Source organism: Phenylobacterium aquaticum (assembly GCF_947378715.1).
In the GTDB taxonomy this organism is placed as follows: domain Bacteria; phylum Pseudomonadota; class Alphaproteobacteria; order Caulobacterales; family Caulobacteraceae; genus Phenylobacterium; species Phenylobacterium aquaticum_A.
Genome location: NZ_CANCLE010000102.1, coordinates 1 through 14,468, shown reverse-complemented (window position 1 = coordinate 14,468; position 14,468 = coordinate 1). Strand labels below are relative to the sequence as shown.

Here is a 14,468-nt window from a genome sequence, read left to right as displayed (position 1 = left end):
GGCCGTGGCGCCGGGCGAGGTGGTGGCGATCATGGGGGAGTCCGGGGTCGGCAAGTCGACCCTGCTGAACCTGATCGCGGGGCTGGATCAGCCCGATGGCGGAGCCGTCGAGATTGAGGGCGTGGCGCTCGGCGCGCTCGACGATGACGCCCGCACGGTGATGCGCCGCGACCGGATCGGCTTCGTGTTCCAGGCCTTCCACATCCTGCCGCACCTGACGCTCGCTCAGAACATCGCCCTGCCGCTGGTGCTGGCCCATGCGCCCGGTCACGAGGCCCTGGCCCGGGCCGAGGCCCTGATGGTCGAGGTGGGCCTGGGCGGTCGCGGTGGCGACTACGCCGCCCAGCTGTCCGGCGGGGAGCTGCAGCGGATCGCCATCGCCCGGGCCCTGGTGCATCGCCCGGCCCTGATCCTGGCCGACGAGCCGACCGGCAATCTGGACCCCGAGACCGGCGAGAAGATCCTGGACCTGTTTCTCACGCGGGTGCGGAGCTTCGGCGCGGCGGCGGTGATCGTCACCCATTCGGAGCGCGCGGCGGCGGTGGCCGACCGCACCCTGATCCTGAGCGCTCAGGGCCTTGCGGCGCGCCATGGCGGCTGACGCCCGAATCAGCGGCCAGGCCCTGCGCTGGATGATGCTGGGCGAATGGCGGGCCAGGCCCGGGCGCGTGGTGCTGGCGGCCCTGGCCATCGCGGTCGGCGTGGCGCTGGGCTTCGCCGTGCACCTGGTCAATCTGTCGGCCCTGGACGAGTTCGGCCGCGCGATCCGGGCGGTGAACGGCGAGGCGGACCTGCAGGTCCACGCCACCGGCCCCGCCGGGTTCGACGAGGGCCTCTATCCGAAACTGGCTCGTGCGAGCGGCGTGGCGGCGGCCAGCCCGGCCGTCGAGCTGACCGCGCGGATCGCCGGTGGCGGGCCCGGAACCTTGACCCTGCTGGGCCTCGACATCCTGCGCGCCGCCCAGGCGACGCCGAGTCTGTTGCCGGGCGATCTGGGCGGTGGGGTGGTGGAGGGGCAGGGGCCGTTCGATCCCGACGCCCTTCGCCTGTCCTCCGCGGCGCTCAAGGCCTCGGGCCACAGGATCGGCGACACGGTCGTCCTGCTGGCCGCCGGTCGCAGCGCCAGCTTCCGGATCGTCGGCGGACTGCCCGGCGTTGGCGACAGCCAGAGAGTGGGCGTGATCGACATCGCGGCCGCGCAAGAGCGGTTCGGCCAGCTGGGTCGTCTGCAGAGGATCGACCTGCGCCTGGCCCAGGGGGCGAGCCATGACCAGGTGGCGGCGGAAGTTGGCCGGTTGATCCCGATCGACGCTGAGATCGTCACCGCGAGCTCGGAGGCCCGGCGCAGCGACAGCCTGTCGCGCGCCTATCGGGTCAATCTGGAGATGCTGGCCATGGTCGCGCTGTTGACCGGTGGCTTCCTGGTCTATTCGGCCCAGTCCCTGTCGGTCGCCCGGCGGCGGCCGCAATTCGCCCTGGCCCGGGTGCTGGGCCTGACCCGGCGCGCCTTGCTGGCCCAGTTGTTCGTCGAGGGCGGGCTGGTCGGGGTGATCGGCGCCGGCGGCGGAATCCTGCTGGGGCTCGGCCTGGCCGACGTCGCGCTTCGCCTGCTGGGCGGCGACCTCGGCGGCGGCTTCTTCTCAAGCGCCTCGCGACCGCCCCTGGCCTTCGCGCCGGGCGCGGCGGTGGTGTTCATGGGGCTGGGCCTGATCGTCGCCCTGGCCGGGAGCCTGCTGCCGGCTGTCGAGGCCGGCCGCGCCCAGCCGGCGGTGGCGCTGAAGACCGCCGGAGACGCCACCGATCCGCGGCATAGGCCGAATCCCTGGTGGGGCGCGGGACTGCTGGTCGCCGGTGCGTTGGCCGCCCTGGCCCCGCCGGCCCTCGATCTGCCGCTGTTTGGCTACGCGGCCATCGCCCTGATGCTGGCTGGCGGGGTGGCGGCCATGCCCTGGCTGGCTCGGGCCATGCTGACGCCGGTGCGTCGGATTCAGAACCCGCCGCCGGCCGCGGCCCTGGCCATCAACCGGCTGTGGGGCGCGCCCGGCCAGGCGGCCATCGCGCTCTGCGGCATCGTCGCCTCGACCAGCCTGATGGTGGCGATGGCGGTGATGGTGTCGAGTTTCCGGGGCTCGGTCGAGGACTGGCTGGTCCAGGTCCTGCCGTCGGACGTCTATATCCGCATCCAGAACGCCGAGACGGGTGGGCTGGACCGCCAGGTGCAGCAGGCGCTCGCCGCCACGCCCGGCGTCGCGAAGATCGGGTTCCGCAAGACCACCCTGCTGCGGCTCGCGCCCGACAAGCCGGCCGTGACCCTCAGCGCCACGCCGGTCGACCCCGCCCATCCGGGCCTCAGCCTGCCCCTGTTGGGCGCCTCGCGCGCCGTGCCGGCCGGCATGACCCCGGTCTGGCTGTCGGAGCCCATGGCGCGGATCTATGACCTGCATCCCGGCCGAACCATGAGCCTGCCGCTGAATGGCGGGGCGCGGACCGTGTTCATCGCCGGGGTCTGGCGCGACTATGCCCGCCAGTTCGGGGCCATCGCCATTCCGGAAGCCGACTATACCCGGCTGACCGGTGACACCCGGCGCACCGACGCGGCCATCGATCTCGTCCCCGGCGCCTCACCGGCCAAGGTGATCGCCGCCCTGCGCGCGCGGCTGCCGCAGGCTGAGGCCGCCCAGGTCGAATTCGCCTTGCCGCGCGAGATCCGGGCCGTGGCCCTGCGCATCTTCGACCGCAGCTTTGCGGTGACCTATGCGCTCGAGGCCATCGCCATCATCGTCGGCCTGACCGGGGTGGCGGCGACCTTCTCGGCCCAGACGCTCGCGCGCACCAAGGAGTTCGGCATGTTGCGCCATGTCGGCGTGCTGCGCGGCCAGGTCATGGCCATGCTGGCCATCGAGGGCGCCCTGCTGGGCCTGGTCGGGGTGGCGGCGGGCCTGAGCCTCGGCGTCGCCATGAGCCAGGTGCTGATCCATGTGGTCAATCCGCAGTCCTTCCACTGGACCATGGAGACCAAGGCGCCGCTGGGCCTGTTCGTCGGCCTGGCCGTGGCCCTGATCACCGCCTCGGCGGGGACGGCGGTGCTGGCGGGACGCAGCGCCCTGTCGTCCGGGGCCGTGCGCGCCGTGCGGGAAGACTGGTGATGCGGAGCTTGAGGATCGTCCTCCTGGGATTGGCGGTGATGCTGGGGGCGGCGGCCGCGCCCCGCCAGGTCGCGCCGGTCTATCCGGTGGTGAAGGCGGGGCCCGTCTTGAGTTTCCCCCGCGACCACGGCGCCCATCCCGACTATCGAACCGAGTGGTGGTACGTGACCGGCTGGCTGAAGACCGCCGACGGCCAGGACCTCGGCTTCCAGGTGACCTTCTTCCGCACCCGGCCCGCCGTCGACCAGGCCAATCCCAGCGCCTTTTCGCCAAAGCAGATCCTGTTCGCCCACGCAGCGCTGTCGGATCCGAAGCTGGGACGGTTGAGCCATGACCAGAGGGTGGCGCGGCAGGGCTTCGGCCTGGCCGAAGCCTCGGCGACGGACACCCACATCGTGCTGGATGACTGGACCCTGATCCGGGGCGGGGATGGTCGCTACACGACCCATGTGGCCGGGCAGGACTTCGTGCTCGACCTGACCCTGGCGCCCAGCCAGCCGCCCTTGCTGCAGGGCCAGGCGGGCTATAGCCGCAAAGGGCCGAAGCCGGCCCAGGCCAGCTACTACTACACACTCCCTCATCTCAAGGTGACGGGGCTGGCCACGCGCGCCGGCAAGCCGGCCAGGGTGACGGGCGAGGCCTGGCTCGACCGGGAATGGTCCTCGACCCTGCTCGATCCTGCCGCCGTCGGCTGGGACTGGACGGGGCTGAACCTCGACGACGGCTCGGCGCTGACAGCCTTTCAGGTGCGTGACGCGGCCGGCAAGGTCCTGTGGGCCGGCGGCTCGCTGCGGGCGGCCGACGGGACCCTGACCCATCTGGGTCCAGGCGAAGTCGCCTTCGCCACCGACCGGCGCTGGAAGTCTCCGCGAACGGGAGCGGACTATCCGGTGGGCCGCACCCTCAGCCTGAAGCTCGGCGGGGCGACGCGGGCGTTCAAGCTGACGCCGCTGTTCGACGACCAGGAGCTGGACAGCCGACGCGGCGGCGGGCCGGTCTATTGGGAGGGCGCGGTGCGCACGGGCGGCGGACGCGGATACCTCGAACTGACCGGCTACCTCAGTCCGCTGAAGATGTAGCCATGGCGGCCAGCTCCGGCGGAATGGCCCGGCGCTTCTTCTCATCCAGCGGGAAGTCATAGACCGCCGTCGAGCCATAGCGGTGCGGCGCCTGGGGATCATGGCGACGCTTGTCGAAGGCCACGACCCGGCTGCCCAGCTTGAAGGCCTCCTTGATGTCATGGGTCACCATCAGGATGGTCAGGCGGTGCTCCAGCCAGAGCTCGGTGATCAGCCCGTGCATGTCGAGGCGCACGCCGGGATCGAGCGCCCCGAAGGGTTCGTCGAGCAGCAGGATGCGGGGCCGCGTGATCAGGGCCTGGGCGATGGCCAGGCGCTGTTGCATGCCCCCGGACAGCGCGGCCGGGAAGGTCTTCAGATTGTGGCCCAGACCGACCCGCTCCAGGAGGGCGACCGCCTTGGCGCGGGCCTCCTTGCGGGCCTTGCCGGCCAGGCGTCCGCGCAAGGGGGAGCCGGCGCAGTCGAGGCCGAACAGCACATTGTCCAGCGCGTTCATGTGCGGGAAGACGGAGTAGCGCTGGAACACCACCCCGCGATCGGGGCCCGGCTCGGCCGAGAGCGGTTCGCCATCCAGCAGGATGCGGCCTCGGGTCGGGGATTCCTGGCCGAGCGCCAGGCGCAGGAAGGTCGACTTCCCGGCCCCGGACGGGCCGATGATCGAGACGAAGGCGCCCTCGGGCACGTCGAGGCTGACCTTCTCGAGCACGATCTTGTCGCCGTACTCGACCCAGACGTCCTGGAAGGACAGGGCGCCCATCAGCGGCTCCTCGGCGGGCTGGCCCAGCCGTAGAACACCCGGCTCCAGGAGAGCAGGGCCAGGTCCATGATCACCGCCAGCAGCGAGATCCAGACGACGTAGGGCAGGATGATGTCCATCGACAGATAGCGGCGGACCAGGAAGATCCGGTAGCCCAGGCCGACATCGGCGGCGATGGCCTCAGCCGAGATCAGATAGACCCAGGCCGGGCAGAGCGAGAGCCGCAGGGACTCGATCAACCGGGGCAGGGCCTGGGGCAGGGCGACCCGCAAAAGGGTGAGCCAGGTGGAGGCGCCCAGGGTCTGGGCCTTGACGATCTGTTCTTCCGGAATGGCGCGCACGTGGCTGGCGAGGTCGCGGACCATGACCGGGGTGACGCCCACGAAGATCAGCACGATCTTCGAGGTCTCCCCCAGGCCGAAGATGATGAAGAGGATGGGCAGGACGGCGATCGGCGGGATCACCGATATGGCCGCCACCAAGGGCCCCAGGCTGGCGTTCACCAGCGGCAGCAGACCGATCACCAGGCCTAGGACCAAGGTCGTGACGGCCGCCAGCACCATGGCGATCCCCAGCCGCCTCAGGCTGGCCTTGGTGTCGGCGACCAGCGGAATCTCGCCAGTCCGGGGATCAGCGGTGAAGGCCATGGTCTGGACGGCCGCGGCCATGGCCGAGGGGATCGGGGTGATCTTGTCCCGGGGGTTCTCCGCATGGCGGGCCGAGGCGACCAGCAGATAGACCATGACCAGGGCCAGGATCGGCAGCAGGCCCAGGAGCAGGCGAGCGCCGCCATTCGGCCGGGCGTTCAGCAGACGGCGCATGTGGTGCTCACCAACTCTCTGACGGGGGAAGGGACGGGCGGGCCTACAGCTTGCCGTCCGCCGCCAGGCTGACGAAGGTCGGGTCGAAGCGGAGCTTCACGTTCTTCGGGTCGCCGAGGATCTTGCCGCCCGGGAACTCGATGCCGATGTCGTCCACCGACTTCGCGCCCTGGCCGAACAGGCCGATCTGGAAGCTGAACTTGCGGACCTTGTCATTGGCCGTGACCAGGTCGGGGCTCAGGGTCGCGGCCAGGGCCGCCTTGGGATCGTGATAGAGATAGGTGGTCTTCAACTGGGCTTCGTAGCCGGCCAGATCGGTGCCGGACAGCTTGGCCATGGCCTCGCGGGCGGCCTTGCCGGCGGCGTCCTGCTGATACATCAGCTGGGTGGTCTCATACCAGATGCCGGTCAGGGCCTTGGCCAGGTTGGGGTTGGCCTTGGCGGTCTCCGTGGAGATCACCAGGGTGTCGAGGATCTCGCCGGGGATCTTGGATGAGTCGAACACCTCGTGGGCGCCGGGCAGTTTCTTGATCTCCGACAGCTGCGGGTTCCACGGCACCACGGCCTTGGTGTCAGCGGCCGAGAAGGCGGCGACGATGTCGGCGTCGGAGGTGTTGATGACCTTGACGTCGGTCATCTTCAGGCCCGCGCTCTCCAGGCCCCGGGCCAGCAGGTAGTGGGAGACGGAGTTCTCGACCAGATTGACCGGCCGGCCCTTGATGTCGGCGAGGGTCGCGCCGTTCTTCAGGACGATGCCGTCATTGCCGTTCGAATAGTCGCCGATCATGACGACGGTGGTGTCCTTGCCGGAAGCGGCCGGGATGGTCAGGGCGTCCATGTTGGTCGAGGCGACGCCGTCGAGCTTGCCGGCCGTGTACTGGTTCAGGCTCTCGACATAGTCGTTGACCTGAACAAGCTTGATCTTCACGCCGTACTTGTCGGCCCACTTCTTCACGATCCCGGACTGTTCGGCATAGGCCCAGGGCATCCAGCCCGCATAGATGGTCCAGCCGATGGTGTATTCCTTGGCGGCGGGGGCCGCGGCGGTCTCGGTCTTGGTCGCCGCCTTCTGGCCACAGGCGGCGAGCGCCAGGCTACAGATGGCCGCCGTGGCGACGACGCGAATTCCGGTAAGCCACTTGGTCATGTCGATCCCCTTGTCCCCGGCCGGCGCGCTGCTCCAGCCTCATGGCGATATTACTGACTGCGCGGATCGTAATATTCCAACTGGGCGGCGGCCGAGCCAGGCCAGAGCGGGTCTGGCGCCGGAATTCTACGCAGACCGCCGCCCACATGACCGCCCAAACGTCATTTCTCCGGCGCCGCTCGGAGGGTTCGTCTGTGGCGTGAGATATTACGAACAGCGCGATAGGTAATATTTCAGCGCGTCGCCGAGGCGGTCATGAACCGGAATTTCCAAGCCCTTCCCATCGTCGACCTGACCGGGCTGGAGGAGTCCGAGCCCGGTGTTCGCCAGGCGGTGGCCGACGACCTGGGCCGCGCGGCCCGCGAGGTGGGCTTTCTCTATGTCACCGGCCACGGGATCGATCCGCGCCTGACGGTCGCGCTGAGGGCCGCCGCCGAACGGTTCTTCGCCCAGCCCCTGGAGCGCAAGCTGGCCTTTCATATCGGCGGCTCGACCAATCATTCCGGCTATGTGCCAGAGGGCGAGGAGGTGTTCGTCGAGGGCAAGATCGATCGCAAGGAGGCCTATGACACGGGCCTCGACCACCCGGACGGCGACGGCCGCGCACCGATGCTTGGGCCAAACCTCTGGCCCGACGACGCCGAATTCCGGGTGGCGGTCAGCGCCTATTACGCGGCCGTGGCCGGCCTGGCGCGCCGGCTGTTCGGCGGCTTCGCCCTGGCGCTTGGCCTGCCGCAGGACCACTTCGAGCCTCACCTGACCGCGCCGCCCAGCCAGCTGCGACTGATCCACTATCCCTTCGACGCGGAGGCTTCCCCAGACCAGCAGGGCATCGGCGCCCACACCGACTATGAGTTCTTCACCCTGCTGCAGGGCACCGCGCCGGGGCTCGAGGTGCTCAATGGCCAGGGCGAATGGATCGACGCCCCGCCGGCGCCGGGCGCCTTCGTGGTCAATATCGGCGACATGCTGGAGGCCTGGACGAACGGGGTGTTCACCGCCACCTCGCACCGGGTGCGCAAGGTGGCCGAGGAACGCTACAGCTTCCCGTTCTTCGCGACCTGCGACTATTGGACGGTGGTCGAACCGCACCCGGTCTTTGTCACCCAGGAGCGGCCCGCCCGCTATCCCAGGCTGGTGTCCGGCGAGCATCTGTTCGCCCAGACCGTGAAGACCTTCGGCTATCTGAAGGGCCGTCGCGCGGCGGACCCTGACGCTACGCCGGCCTTCGGACGGACAGAGGCGCCCAGGAACTAGGCGATTGCCCGTGGCTGAGCGCGCCGGGCGACGGCGGCATGGCGCCTGGGCAGGTGGGGCGTAGGCTTTTGATCTGCACTGGAGATCGCGCCATGACGATCATCGATCCCGCCGCCCTGGCCGCTTCGCGCCAAAGCGCGCTGGCCCAATGGCTCAGCCTGCTGAAATCCTACATGTTCCAGGCCATGACCGTGCGGGCCGACCGGCTCGGCTGATCAGGCGCTCGCGCGGCGACGGACTGGCGGCTGCTCCGGCTCGCTGGAGCCATGGGCGTGCAGCGGCGGCAGCAGGGAGCGGGTGGTGACCAGCTTCAATTGCTGAACGGCGCGGACCCGGCGCAGGCGGTCGCAGAGGCCACGCAGACGCTCGGCCGACCCCTGGACCAGCAGCACCTCCAGCGACTTGTCCTCCTCCAGGAAGACGTGCTGGGAGGAGATCACTTCCGGCAGGAATTCAGACTGCACGCGGGCCAGGGCGTGGCGCACCCGGCCGCTTTCGGCCCGATAGATCAGGGTGATGGTGCCGGCCAGCACGCCGCCAGCCTCGCCGCCGTCGGGATCGGCCAGCTCATGGCGGATCAGTTCGGCGATCATCTGCGAGCGGCTGGGCAGGCCCCGTCGCATGACCATCTCGTCAAGCTGGGCGAGCAGCTTGCCAGGCAGGCTGATCCCGATGCGGGCGAGTTGGGGAAGGAGATCCTGATCCAAAGCGATTTCACGACTTCTCGAAGGACGGCCCGGTCGGGCCCGCAGGTGACAGTCGCACGCCGGGCACGGCGCGGGCAACGCGCCTGCCCATATTCGCCAACGCCTTGATCGGCAAGGGGCTGGCGCGGGCAGGGCCTGAGCGCATCAAGGCGCCGCGCCGGCCGGCCCTGTCGAATCGATCAATGTCCATTGGCGTTCCTGGTCCCGCCGCCACGTCTGGCCCTCCAGCCAGGGAAAGGTGGACAGCAGGATGCGGCCGACCCCGTCCTCGATCCGGCCGAAGCAGATGCGCAAGGAAAGCGCCGCCTCCGCCGCCGCCCGGTCACCGACCGCCAGGGCCGCTGTGACGATGGCCGCGAGCGAGTCGCCGGCAGGCAGGGGCGTCGGCCGATCCAGAATTTCCAGGAAGTGCGAGCCGCCGATCACCAGCAGCCCGGCGCGTGCCGGGACAGCCATATCCTCGACCAGCCGATAGGCCGACAGCGGGGCGGTGCTGTCGGCCTCACGTCGCCAGATCTCCTGGTATTCGGAATGGATGCCGTCCTCGATCATCACCTCGCCCTCGACCGCATAGGTCGCCTCGTCGGGGTCGGCGCTGGGCGGCTGGAAATCGAGATCGCGCCGCCACAGGCAGACGCCATCCTGGGCGGTGAGCTCGCCGGCGAAGCCTTGCTGGGCGGCCAGGCCGATCAGCTCGGCGTCTGTGTAGTCGGCGAAGCCCGTCGCGCCGGGGCGGCTCGGCCGATCGGCCCTCACCCGCAGGTCGGCGTACCAGCTGCGGGTCTGGAGCCAGAGCACCCGGGTGGTCTCGTCGCGATAGCCGGCGGGCGTGGTGATCACCTCGCGCCGCCAGAGGCCGTTGAGATCAGGGGGGACGAACGCGGTCATCTAGGTTTCCAGGGGACGGTGGCGACCCATCAGCTTGGGCAGGTCGCCGACCCAGGCCAGGAAGCTGAAGGCGGCGAAGCCGAGCACGATGAACAGCACCGCGCCGACGCACATGGTCGGCTGGTAGCCGGAGCGCATGCTGGCGAAGATGCGGATCGGCAGGGTCTGCACGGAGAAGCCGGCCACCATATAGGCGATCAGATATTCGTTCAGGCTGAGCACGAAGACATAGACCAGGGCGCAGAGGATATAGGGCGCCATGGCCGGGCGCACGACCATGCGGAAGGCCTCGGAATCGCTGGCCCCCATGGTCTGGGCCGCCTCGATCAGGGCCCGGTCGATGGACTGGAAGCCGACCGACAGCATGGCGATCGGCACGCCAAGCAAGATCACAGCGTGGCTCAGCACCACGTTCTCCACGCGGCCGACATGGCCGACCACGCCCCAGAAGGCCGAGAACATCAGGGCCGTGACGATCCCCGGCAGCAGGAAGAGGCCCGAGCCGGCGCCGGCCAGGGCCTGGGCGGCCTTGGACTGGTAACGCCAGACCGCATAGGCGATCGGCAGGGCGATCAGCACCGCCAGGCTGGAGGCGAGCGCGCTGATGGTCAGCGACGTTTGCAGCGAGGCCATCCACTCCGCGTCGGTGAAGAAGGCCTTGTACCATTTGAAGCTGAGATGGGTCGGCGGGAAGCTCATCCGCCGCGAGGCGTTGAACGACACCCCGATCACCACGATCAGCGGCGCGGAGATGAACAGGGCCACGAGACCCAGGAAGCCGCGCCGCAGCCAAGTTGAGACCAGGCTCATGGCTCGACGCTCCCAGAACCGGACAACCAGCGGGTCAGGCCGAGCAGCCCGACCATCAGGCTGACCAGGGCGACGGCCTGGGCGGCGGCCAGCGGCAGGTCGCCCGTGGTCATGGCGGCGTTGGAGATCTGGATGCCGATGGTCCAGTTCTGCGGCCGGCCGAGCACCAGGGGGGTGAGATAGGTCCCGACCGTCCAGATCACCACCAGCAGGCCCGCTGAGAGCAGGGGGCCGCGCACGATCGGCGCGGTCACGGTCAGGAAGGTCCAGACCGGCGAGGCGCCCATGGTCGAGGCTGCGGCCGGGATGTCGTCGTCCAGCTGGGAGACCGCCGGATAGAGGAACAGGATGATGTAGGGCAGGACCACATAGATCAGGCAGGCCTGGACGGCGCCGAAGCTGGGATAGAGCGAGTGGGCGCTGCTCATCAGGCCCAGCGCCATCAGCGCCTTCACCATCGCCCCGCTGCCGGACAGCAGCACCTGGAACGAGAAGACGATCAGCACCTCGGAAAGCGACAGGGTCGAGAGCAGGAAGACCAGCCAGGTGACCTGGGCGCGGCGCCTCATGCGGCTGATGAAATAGGCGGCCGGGAAGGCGATGGCGACGCTGACGACGGCCGTGCCGATGGCCAAGGTGAAGGAGAAGGCGGCGACCTTCAGGAACAGCGGGTTCAGCAGCTTGGCGTACTGGGTCAGTTCCAGGCTGGGGGTCCACAGCCCGCCCTCGTCATGGTGGGCGAAGCTGAGCTGCAGCAGCAGGAACAGCGGCACGAGGCTGAGCACGGTCAGGAACAGGGCCGGCAAGGCCAGGAGTCCGGTCAGGACCACGTTGTCGGTCCGCGCGGGATCGACCTCGGCGACCTTGGGCTCCGCCGGAATGTCGGTCATGCGGCCAGCACCCGGCACTGGTTCTGGGGCAGGCGCAGATGGGCGATGTCGCCCGCGCCTGCGCCGGTCCAGTCGCGGGGCTGGACCACGCTCAGCAGGTCTGCGCCCTCGCAGTCGAGGTGCACCTCGACGCTGGAGCCCATGTCGCGGACAAAGGTGATCTTGCAGGCGACCGTGTTGTCCTGCTGCTGGCTGGCGCTGGTGATCTGGATGTCTTCCGGCCGGATCGACAGGGTCGCCTGGGTCGAGGCCGAGGGCTCGGGCGTCGAGGCGACCTTGAGGATATTGGCCCCGAAGCGGACCGTCTCGCGGTCCAGCACCTCGACGGGCAGGAGGTTGGACAGGCCGATGAAGTTGGCGACGAACTTGTTGGCCGGGGCGCGATAGATCGACAATGGCCCGCCATGCTGCTGGATCTTGCCCTCGCCCATGACCGCGATGGTGTCGGCCATGCTCATGGCCTCGCGCTGGTCGTGGGTGACCAGGATGGTGGTGATCTTCAGCCGCTTCTGCAGGAGGCGCAGTTCGATCTGCATCTCCTCGCGCAGCTTGGCGTCGAGGGCGGAGAAGGGCTCGTCCAGCAGGAAGATCGGCGGTTCCTGGGCAAGCGCCCGCGCGATCGCCACCCTTTGGCGCTGGCCGCCGGAGAGCTGGCTGACAGCCCGCTTCTCCATGTCGGGCAGGCGGACGAGGTTGAGGAGCTCCTCAATCCGCGCCTTGCGCTGGCGGGCGTCCTTGCCTTGCAGGCGCAGGCTGAAGGCGATGTTCTCGCCGACGGTCAGGTGGGGGAACAGGGCCAGTGACTGGAACACCATGCCGAACTTGCGGACATTGGCGGGCTGGCGGGTGATGTCGCGGCCGTTGAGCGAGATGGTGCCATCACCGGGGGTCTCCAGCCCCGCGATCATCCGCATCAGGGTGGTCTTGCCGCAGCCCGAGGGCCCTAGAAAACAGACGAATTCGCCCTGGGGGATGGCGAGGGAGACATCATCGACCGCCTTGTGGGCGCCGAAGGCCTTGGTGACCCCTGTGATCTCAAGTCCGAACATCAGCCGGCGCTCCTAGCTCGAGACCATCTGGTTGAAGCGCGTGGCCATGAAGTCGAGGTGCAGGCCGCGCGCCTTGTAGTTCACGTCGATGGGCGCGACGTTGCTGGAGACCTTGGCGAACTCCTCTGGCGTGAGGTTAAGCAGCTCCTTCTTGATCAGCGGCGGCGCGTTGACCTTGCGGGCGATCAGCTCCTGGGCCTCAGGCGTGCACATGAAGTTGATAAAGGCGTCGGCCTCGGCGATCTTCTTGGACGACTTGGGTTGGCACCAGCAGCCGAAGTCGATCACCGCGCCCTCCTTCGGGAAGACGATCTGAAGCGGTGTTCCATTGGCCTTCAGGGTGGCGGCGACGTCGGCGAAATAGACCCCGCCCTTGACCTCGCCGTTCTCCAGCGCGGTCTGCATGGTGCCCTCGGAGTCCCACCACAGCTTGGTGTTGGGCTTGAGCTCGGCGATCTTGCCCAGCACCTTGAGGATGCCGTCCTCGGTGTCGAGGATCTCCGTGCCGCCGAAATAGGTCTTGGCGGTGATCTCATAGAGCAGGCCGGCGCCGCCGTTCAGGCCCCAGGCGTCCTTGTTTCCGGCCGCCCAAAGCGCCGTCCAGCTGTCGGGGATCGGCTTCACCAGATCAGGATTGACCACGAAGGCGAGGAACCAGCCCAGAGCGCCGACCCCATCGATGCCCTTGTCGGTCTGGGCGACATATTGTGCTGGCAGATTGCCGAGATTGGTCAGGGGCTTGGGGTCGCGGATGTGCCAGAGGTCGGCTTTGCGGCCCCGGCCCACATCGATCATGGTCGAGATGCACAGGTCCATGGGGGCGAGGCCGGCCTTGTTGGCCTCGATCAGCTGCAGCAGGAACTGCAGGCCGGACGGCTGGGAGATCGACTCCACCTGGATGCCGGTGGCCTTCTCGAACACCGGATAGACGTGCTCGCTCATGGCCTGTTCGAAATTGCCGCCATAGGACGAGATTTTCAGCTTGCCGCTGGCCCCGCCGCCGCCGGCCTTGGGCGAGCAGGCGGCCAGCAGGCCCCCGGTCGCCGCCAGGCCCGCGGCCCCCATCAGCAAACTCCGGCGATCCGGTCCGCGTCGCGCGGCGCCCCTGTCCGCGCGGCCCGTCTCCTCAAGGCCCATGGACATTCGTCGTCGCGACCGTTCACCGGCGTCGTTCATCTGCAGGCTCCGCCATAGGCCCGCGCCCCTGGCGGGGTGCGTCCACCGACAGTCGATCCGCGATGGGGGGCTGGCAAAGCCTGGCGACGGGCGGTTGGTCGCGGTCGCGGGATTGCCCTCAGCCGGAGCAAGGAAAGGGCGCCCGGCGATTACGATCTGAGCATTTAGTATTACTGGACAGGCGCCGGTGGGCCGAATTCGGGCCGCGCGGGATGGGCCGGAGGCGCGGGCGAAAGAACCGCGCGACGATGGAGCGAAGCCGTTTGCGTAGGAGCCAGGCCCGATGCCGTTCGACACTGACATAGAGGCCGCCGACAGGCCACTGCTGATCAACAATGTCTGGCAGGCGGGTTCCGGCGGGGAGTGGCTGCCGATCCTCAACCCGGTTGATGAAAGGGTCATCGGTCGCCACGCGGTGGCGACGATCGCCGATCTCGACATGGCGCTGGCCTCGGCCCAGATCGCCTTCGAGAGCTGGCGCGACGTCGGGCCCCTGGCCCGCGCTCAGGTGCTGCGCGCCGCCGCCGCCCTGATCCTCGATCGCGCCGACAGCCTGGCCAAGGCCCTGACCCGCGAACAGGGCAAGCCGCTGGCCCAGGCCCGGATGGAGATCGAGGGCTGCGCCCGGGCCTTTGACTGGGCTGCGGAGGAGGGACGTCGGACCTATGGCCGGGTGATCCCGTCCAATGTCCCGGGCCTGAACTGGAGCGCCGGCAAATACCCGATCGGCCCGGTGGCGGC

15 protein-coding genes are annotated in these 14,468 nt (G+C 69.0%); 6 read left to right on the top strand and 9 right to left on the bottom strand.

Annotated features, from left to right (window positions below):
• The 3 genes from Q7P21_RS13585 to Q7P21_RS13575 all read left to right on the top strand — a co-directional run.
• A partial coding sequence (locus Q7P21_RS13585) for an ABC transporter ATP-binding protein (protein ID WP_304177483.1) occupies positions 1–601 on the top strand: 601 nt, incomplete at its 5' end.
• Positions 591–3,146, top strand: a complete 2,556-nt coding sequence (locus Q7P21_RS13580; protein WP_304177481.1) for an FtsX-like permease family protein — start codon at positions 591–593, stop codon at positions 3,144–3,146. The genes Q7P21_RS13585 and Q7P21_RS13580, both read left to right, overlap by 11 nt.
• A complete protein-coding gene (locus Q7P21_RS13575) occupies positions 3,146–4,225 on the top strand; it encodes a carotenoid 1,2-hydratase (RefSeq protein ID WP_304177479.1) in 1,080 nt (359 codons plus the stop codon). The genes Q7P21_RS13580 and Q7P21_RS13575 overlap by 1 nt, the downstream gene beginning before the upstream one ends.
• Here Q7P21_RS13575 and Q7P21_RS13570 read toward each other — a convergent pair.
• The 3 genes from Q7P21_RS13570 to Q7P21_RS13560 are packed head-to-tail and all read right to left on the bottom strand — an operon-like array spanning position 4,206 to position 6,950.
• Positions 4,206–4,982: an ABC transporter ATP-binding protein gene (locus Q7P21_RS13570; RefSeq protein WP_304171090.1), complete on the bottom strand. Its 777-nt coding sequence runs from the start codon at positions 4,980–4,982 to the stop codon at positions 4,206–4,208. The two genes, Q7P21_RS13575 and Q7P21_RS13570, sit on opposite strands and share 20 nt — an antisense overlap.
• Complete coding sequence (locus tag Q7P21_RS13565; protein WP_304171092.1) at positions 4,982–5,803, bottom strand: ABC transporter permease; 822 nt, start codon at positions 5,801–5,803, stop codon at positions 4,982–4,984. The genes Q7P21_RS13570 and Q7P21_RS13565 overlap by 1 nt, the downstream gene beginning before the upstream one ends.
• Positions 5,804–5,846: 43 nt before the next feature.
• A complete protein-coding gene (locus Q7P21_RS13560; RefSeq protein ID WP_304171094.1) occupies positions 5,847–6,950 on the bottom strand; it encodes a putative urea ABC transporter substrate-binding protein in 1,104 nt (367 codons plus the stop codon).
• 255 nt (positions 6,951–7,205) lie between these two features.
• Between Q7P21_RS13560 and Q7P21_RS13555 the strand changes: the two genes are divergently transcribed.
• Together Q7P21_RS13555 and Q7P21_RS13550 are read left to right on the top strand one after the other, a co-directional pair.
• Positions 7,206–8,207 (top strand): isopenicillin N synthase family oxygenase, encoded by a 1,002-nt coding sequence (locus tag Q7P21_RS13555; protein WP_304170987.1) that lies wholly within the window; start codon positions 7,206–7,208, stop codon positions 8,205–8,207.
• 92 nt (positions 8,208–8,299) lie between these two features.
• Positions 8,300–8,422, top strand: coding sequence for a hypothetical protein (locus Q7P21_RS13550; protein ID WP_304170986.1), 123 nt, complete (start codon positions 8,300–8,302; stop codon positions 8,420–8,422).
• Here the strand turns inward: Q7P21_RS13550 and Q7P21_RS13545 are convergent, their stop codons facing one another.
• The 6 genes from Q7P21_RS13545 to Q7P21_RS13520 all read right to left on the bottom strand — a co-directional run bounded on the left by Q7P21_RS13545 (position 8,423) and on the right by Q7P21_RS13520 (position 13,616).
• The gene (locus Q7P21_RS13545; protein WP_304170985.1) at positions 8,423–8,914 is read right to left on the bottom strand and encodes a CopG family ribbon-helix-helix protein; all 492 of its coding nucleotides are present in this window, start codon (positions 8,912–8,914) and stop codon (positions 8,423–8,425) included.
• A gap of 144 nt (positions 8,915–9,058) precedes the next feature.
• Positions 9,059–9,802, bottom strand: a complete 744-nt coding sequence (locus Q7P21_RS13540; RefSeq protein ID WP_304177478.1) for a hypothetical protein — start codon at positions 9,800–9,802, stop codon at positions 9,059–9,061.
• The gene (locus Q7P21_RS13535; protein ID WP_304170983.1) at positions 9,803–10,612 is read right to left on the bottom strand and encodes an ABC transporter permease; all 810 of its coding nucleotides are present in this window, start codon (positions 10,610–10,612) and stop codon (positions 9,803–9,805) included. It lies immediately after the preceding gene.
• Positions 10,609–11,502 carry an ABC transporter permease gene (locus tag Q7P21_RS13530; protein ID WP_304177477.1) on the bottom strand — a complete coding sequence of 298 codons (894 nt, stop codon included), beginning with the start codon at positions 11,500–11,502 and terminating at the stop codon, positions 10,609–10,611. Before Q7P21_RS13530 ends, Q7P21_RS13535 begins: the two co-directional genes overlap by 4 nt.
• Complete coding sequence (locus Q7P21_RS13525) at positions 11,499–12,551, bottom strand: ABC transporter ATP-binding protein (RefSeq protein ID WP_304177475.1); 1,053 nt, start codon at positions 12,549–12,551, stop codon at positions 11,499–11,501. The genes Q7P21_RS13530 and Q7P21_RS13525 overlap by 4 nt, the downstream gene beginning before the upstream one ends.
• Before the next feature lie 12 nt (positions 12,552–12,563).
• Positions 12,564–13,616: an extracellular solute-binding protein gene (locus tag Q7P21_RS13520; protein ID WP_304177474.1), complete on the bottom strand. Its 1,053-nt coding sequence runs from the start codon at positions 13,614–13,616 to the stop codon at positions 12,564–12,566.
• 394 nt (positions 13,617–14,010) lie between these two features.
• Between Q7P21_RS13520 and Q7P21_RS13515 the strand changes: the two genes are divergently transcribed.
• Positions 14,011–14,468 (top strand): aldehyde dehydrogenase family protein (locus Q7P21_RS13515; protein WP_304177472.1); only part of this gene is annotated, 458 nt, incomplete at its 3' end.

Excerpts from the sequence above, each read along its gene's own strand:
- Q7P21_RS13580 (WP_304177481.1), top strand. The coding sequence starts at position 591 with ATGGCGGCTGACGCCCGAATCAGCGGCCAGGCCCTGCGCTGGATGATG.
- Q7P21_RS13530 (WP_304177477.1), bottom strand. The coding sequence starts at position 11,502 with ATGACCGACATTCCGGCGGAGCCCAAGGTCGCCGAGGTCGATCCCGCG.
- Q7P21_RS13565 (WP_304171092.1), bottom strand. The coding sequence starts at position 5,803 with ATGCGCCGTCTGCTGAACGCCCGGCCGAATGGCGGCGCTCGCCTGCTC.
- Q7P21_RS13550 (WP_304170986.1), top strand. The coding sequence starts at position 8,300 with ATGACGATCATCGATCCCGCCGCCCTGGCCGCTTCGCGCCAAAGCGCG.
- Q7P21_RS13555 (WP_304170987.1), top strand. The coding sequence starts at position 7,206 with ATGAACCGGAATTTCCAAGCCCTTCCCATCGTCGACCTGACCGGGCTG.
- Q7P21_RS13575 (WP_304177479.1), top strand. The coding sequence starts at position 3,146 with ATGCGGAGCTTGAGGATCGTCCTCCTGGGATTGGCGGTGATGCTGGGG.
- Q7P21_RS13535 (WP_304170983.1), bottom strand. The coding sequence starts at position 10,612 with ATGAGCCTGGTCTCAACTTGGCTGCGGCGCGGCTTCCTGGGTCTCGTG.
- Q7P21_RS13570 (WP_304171090.1), bottom strand. The coding sequence starts at position 4,982 with ATGGGCGCCCTGTCCTTCCAGGACGTCTGGGTCGAGTACGGCGACAAG.
- Q7P21_RS13540 (WP_304177478.1), bottom strand. The coding sequence starts at position 9,802 with ATGACCGCGTTCGTCCCCCCTGATCTCAACGGCCTCTGGCGGCGCGAG.
- Q7P21_RS13520 (WP_304177474.1), bottom strand. The coding sequence starts at position 13,616 with ATGGGGGCCGCGGGCCTGGCGGCGACCGGGGGCCTGCTGGCCGCCTGC.
- Q7P21_RS13560 (WP_304171094.1), bottom strand. The coding sequence starts at position 6,950 with ATGACCAAGTGGCTTACCGGAATTCGCGTCGTCGCCACGGCGGCCATC.
- Q7P21_RS13525 (WP_304177475.1), bottom strand. The coding sequence starts at position 12,551 with ATGTTCGGACTTGAGATCACAGGGGTCACCAAGGCCTTCGGCGCCCAC.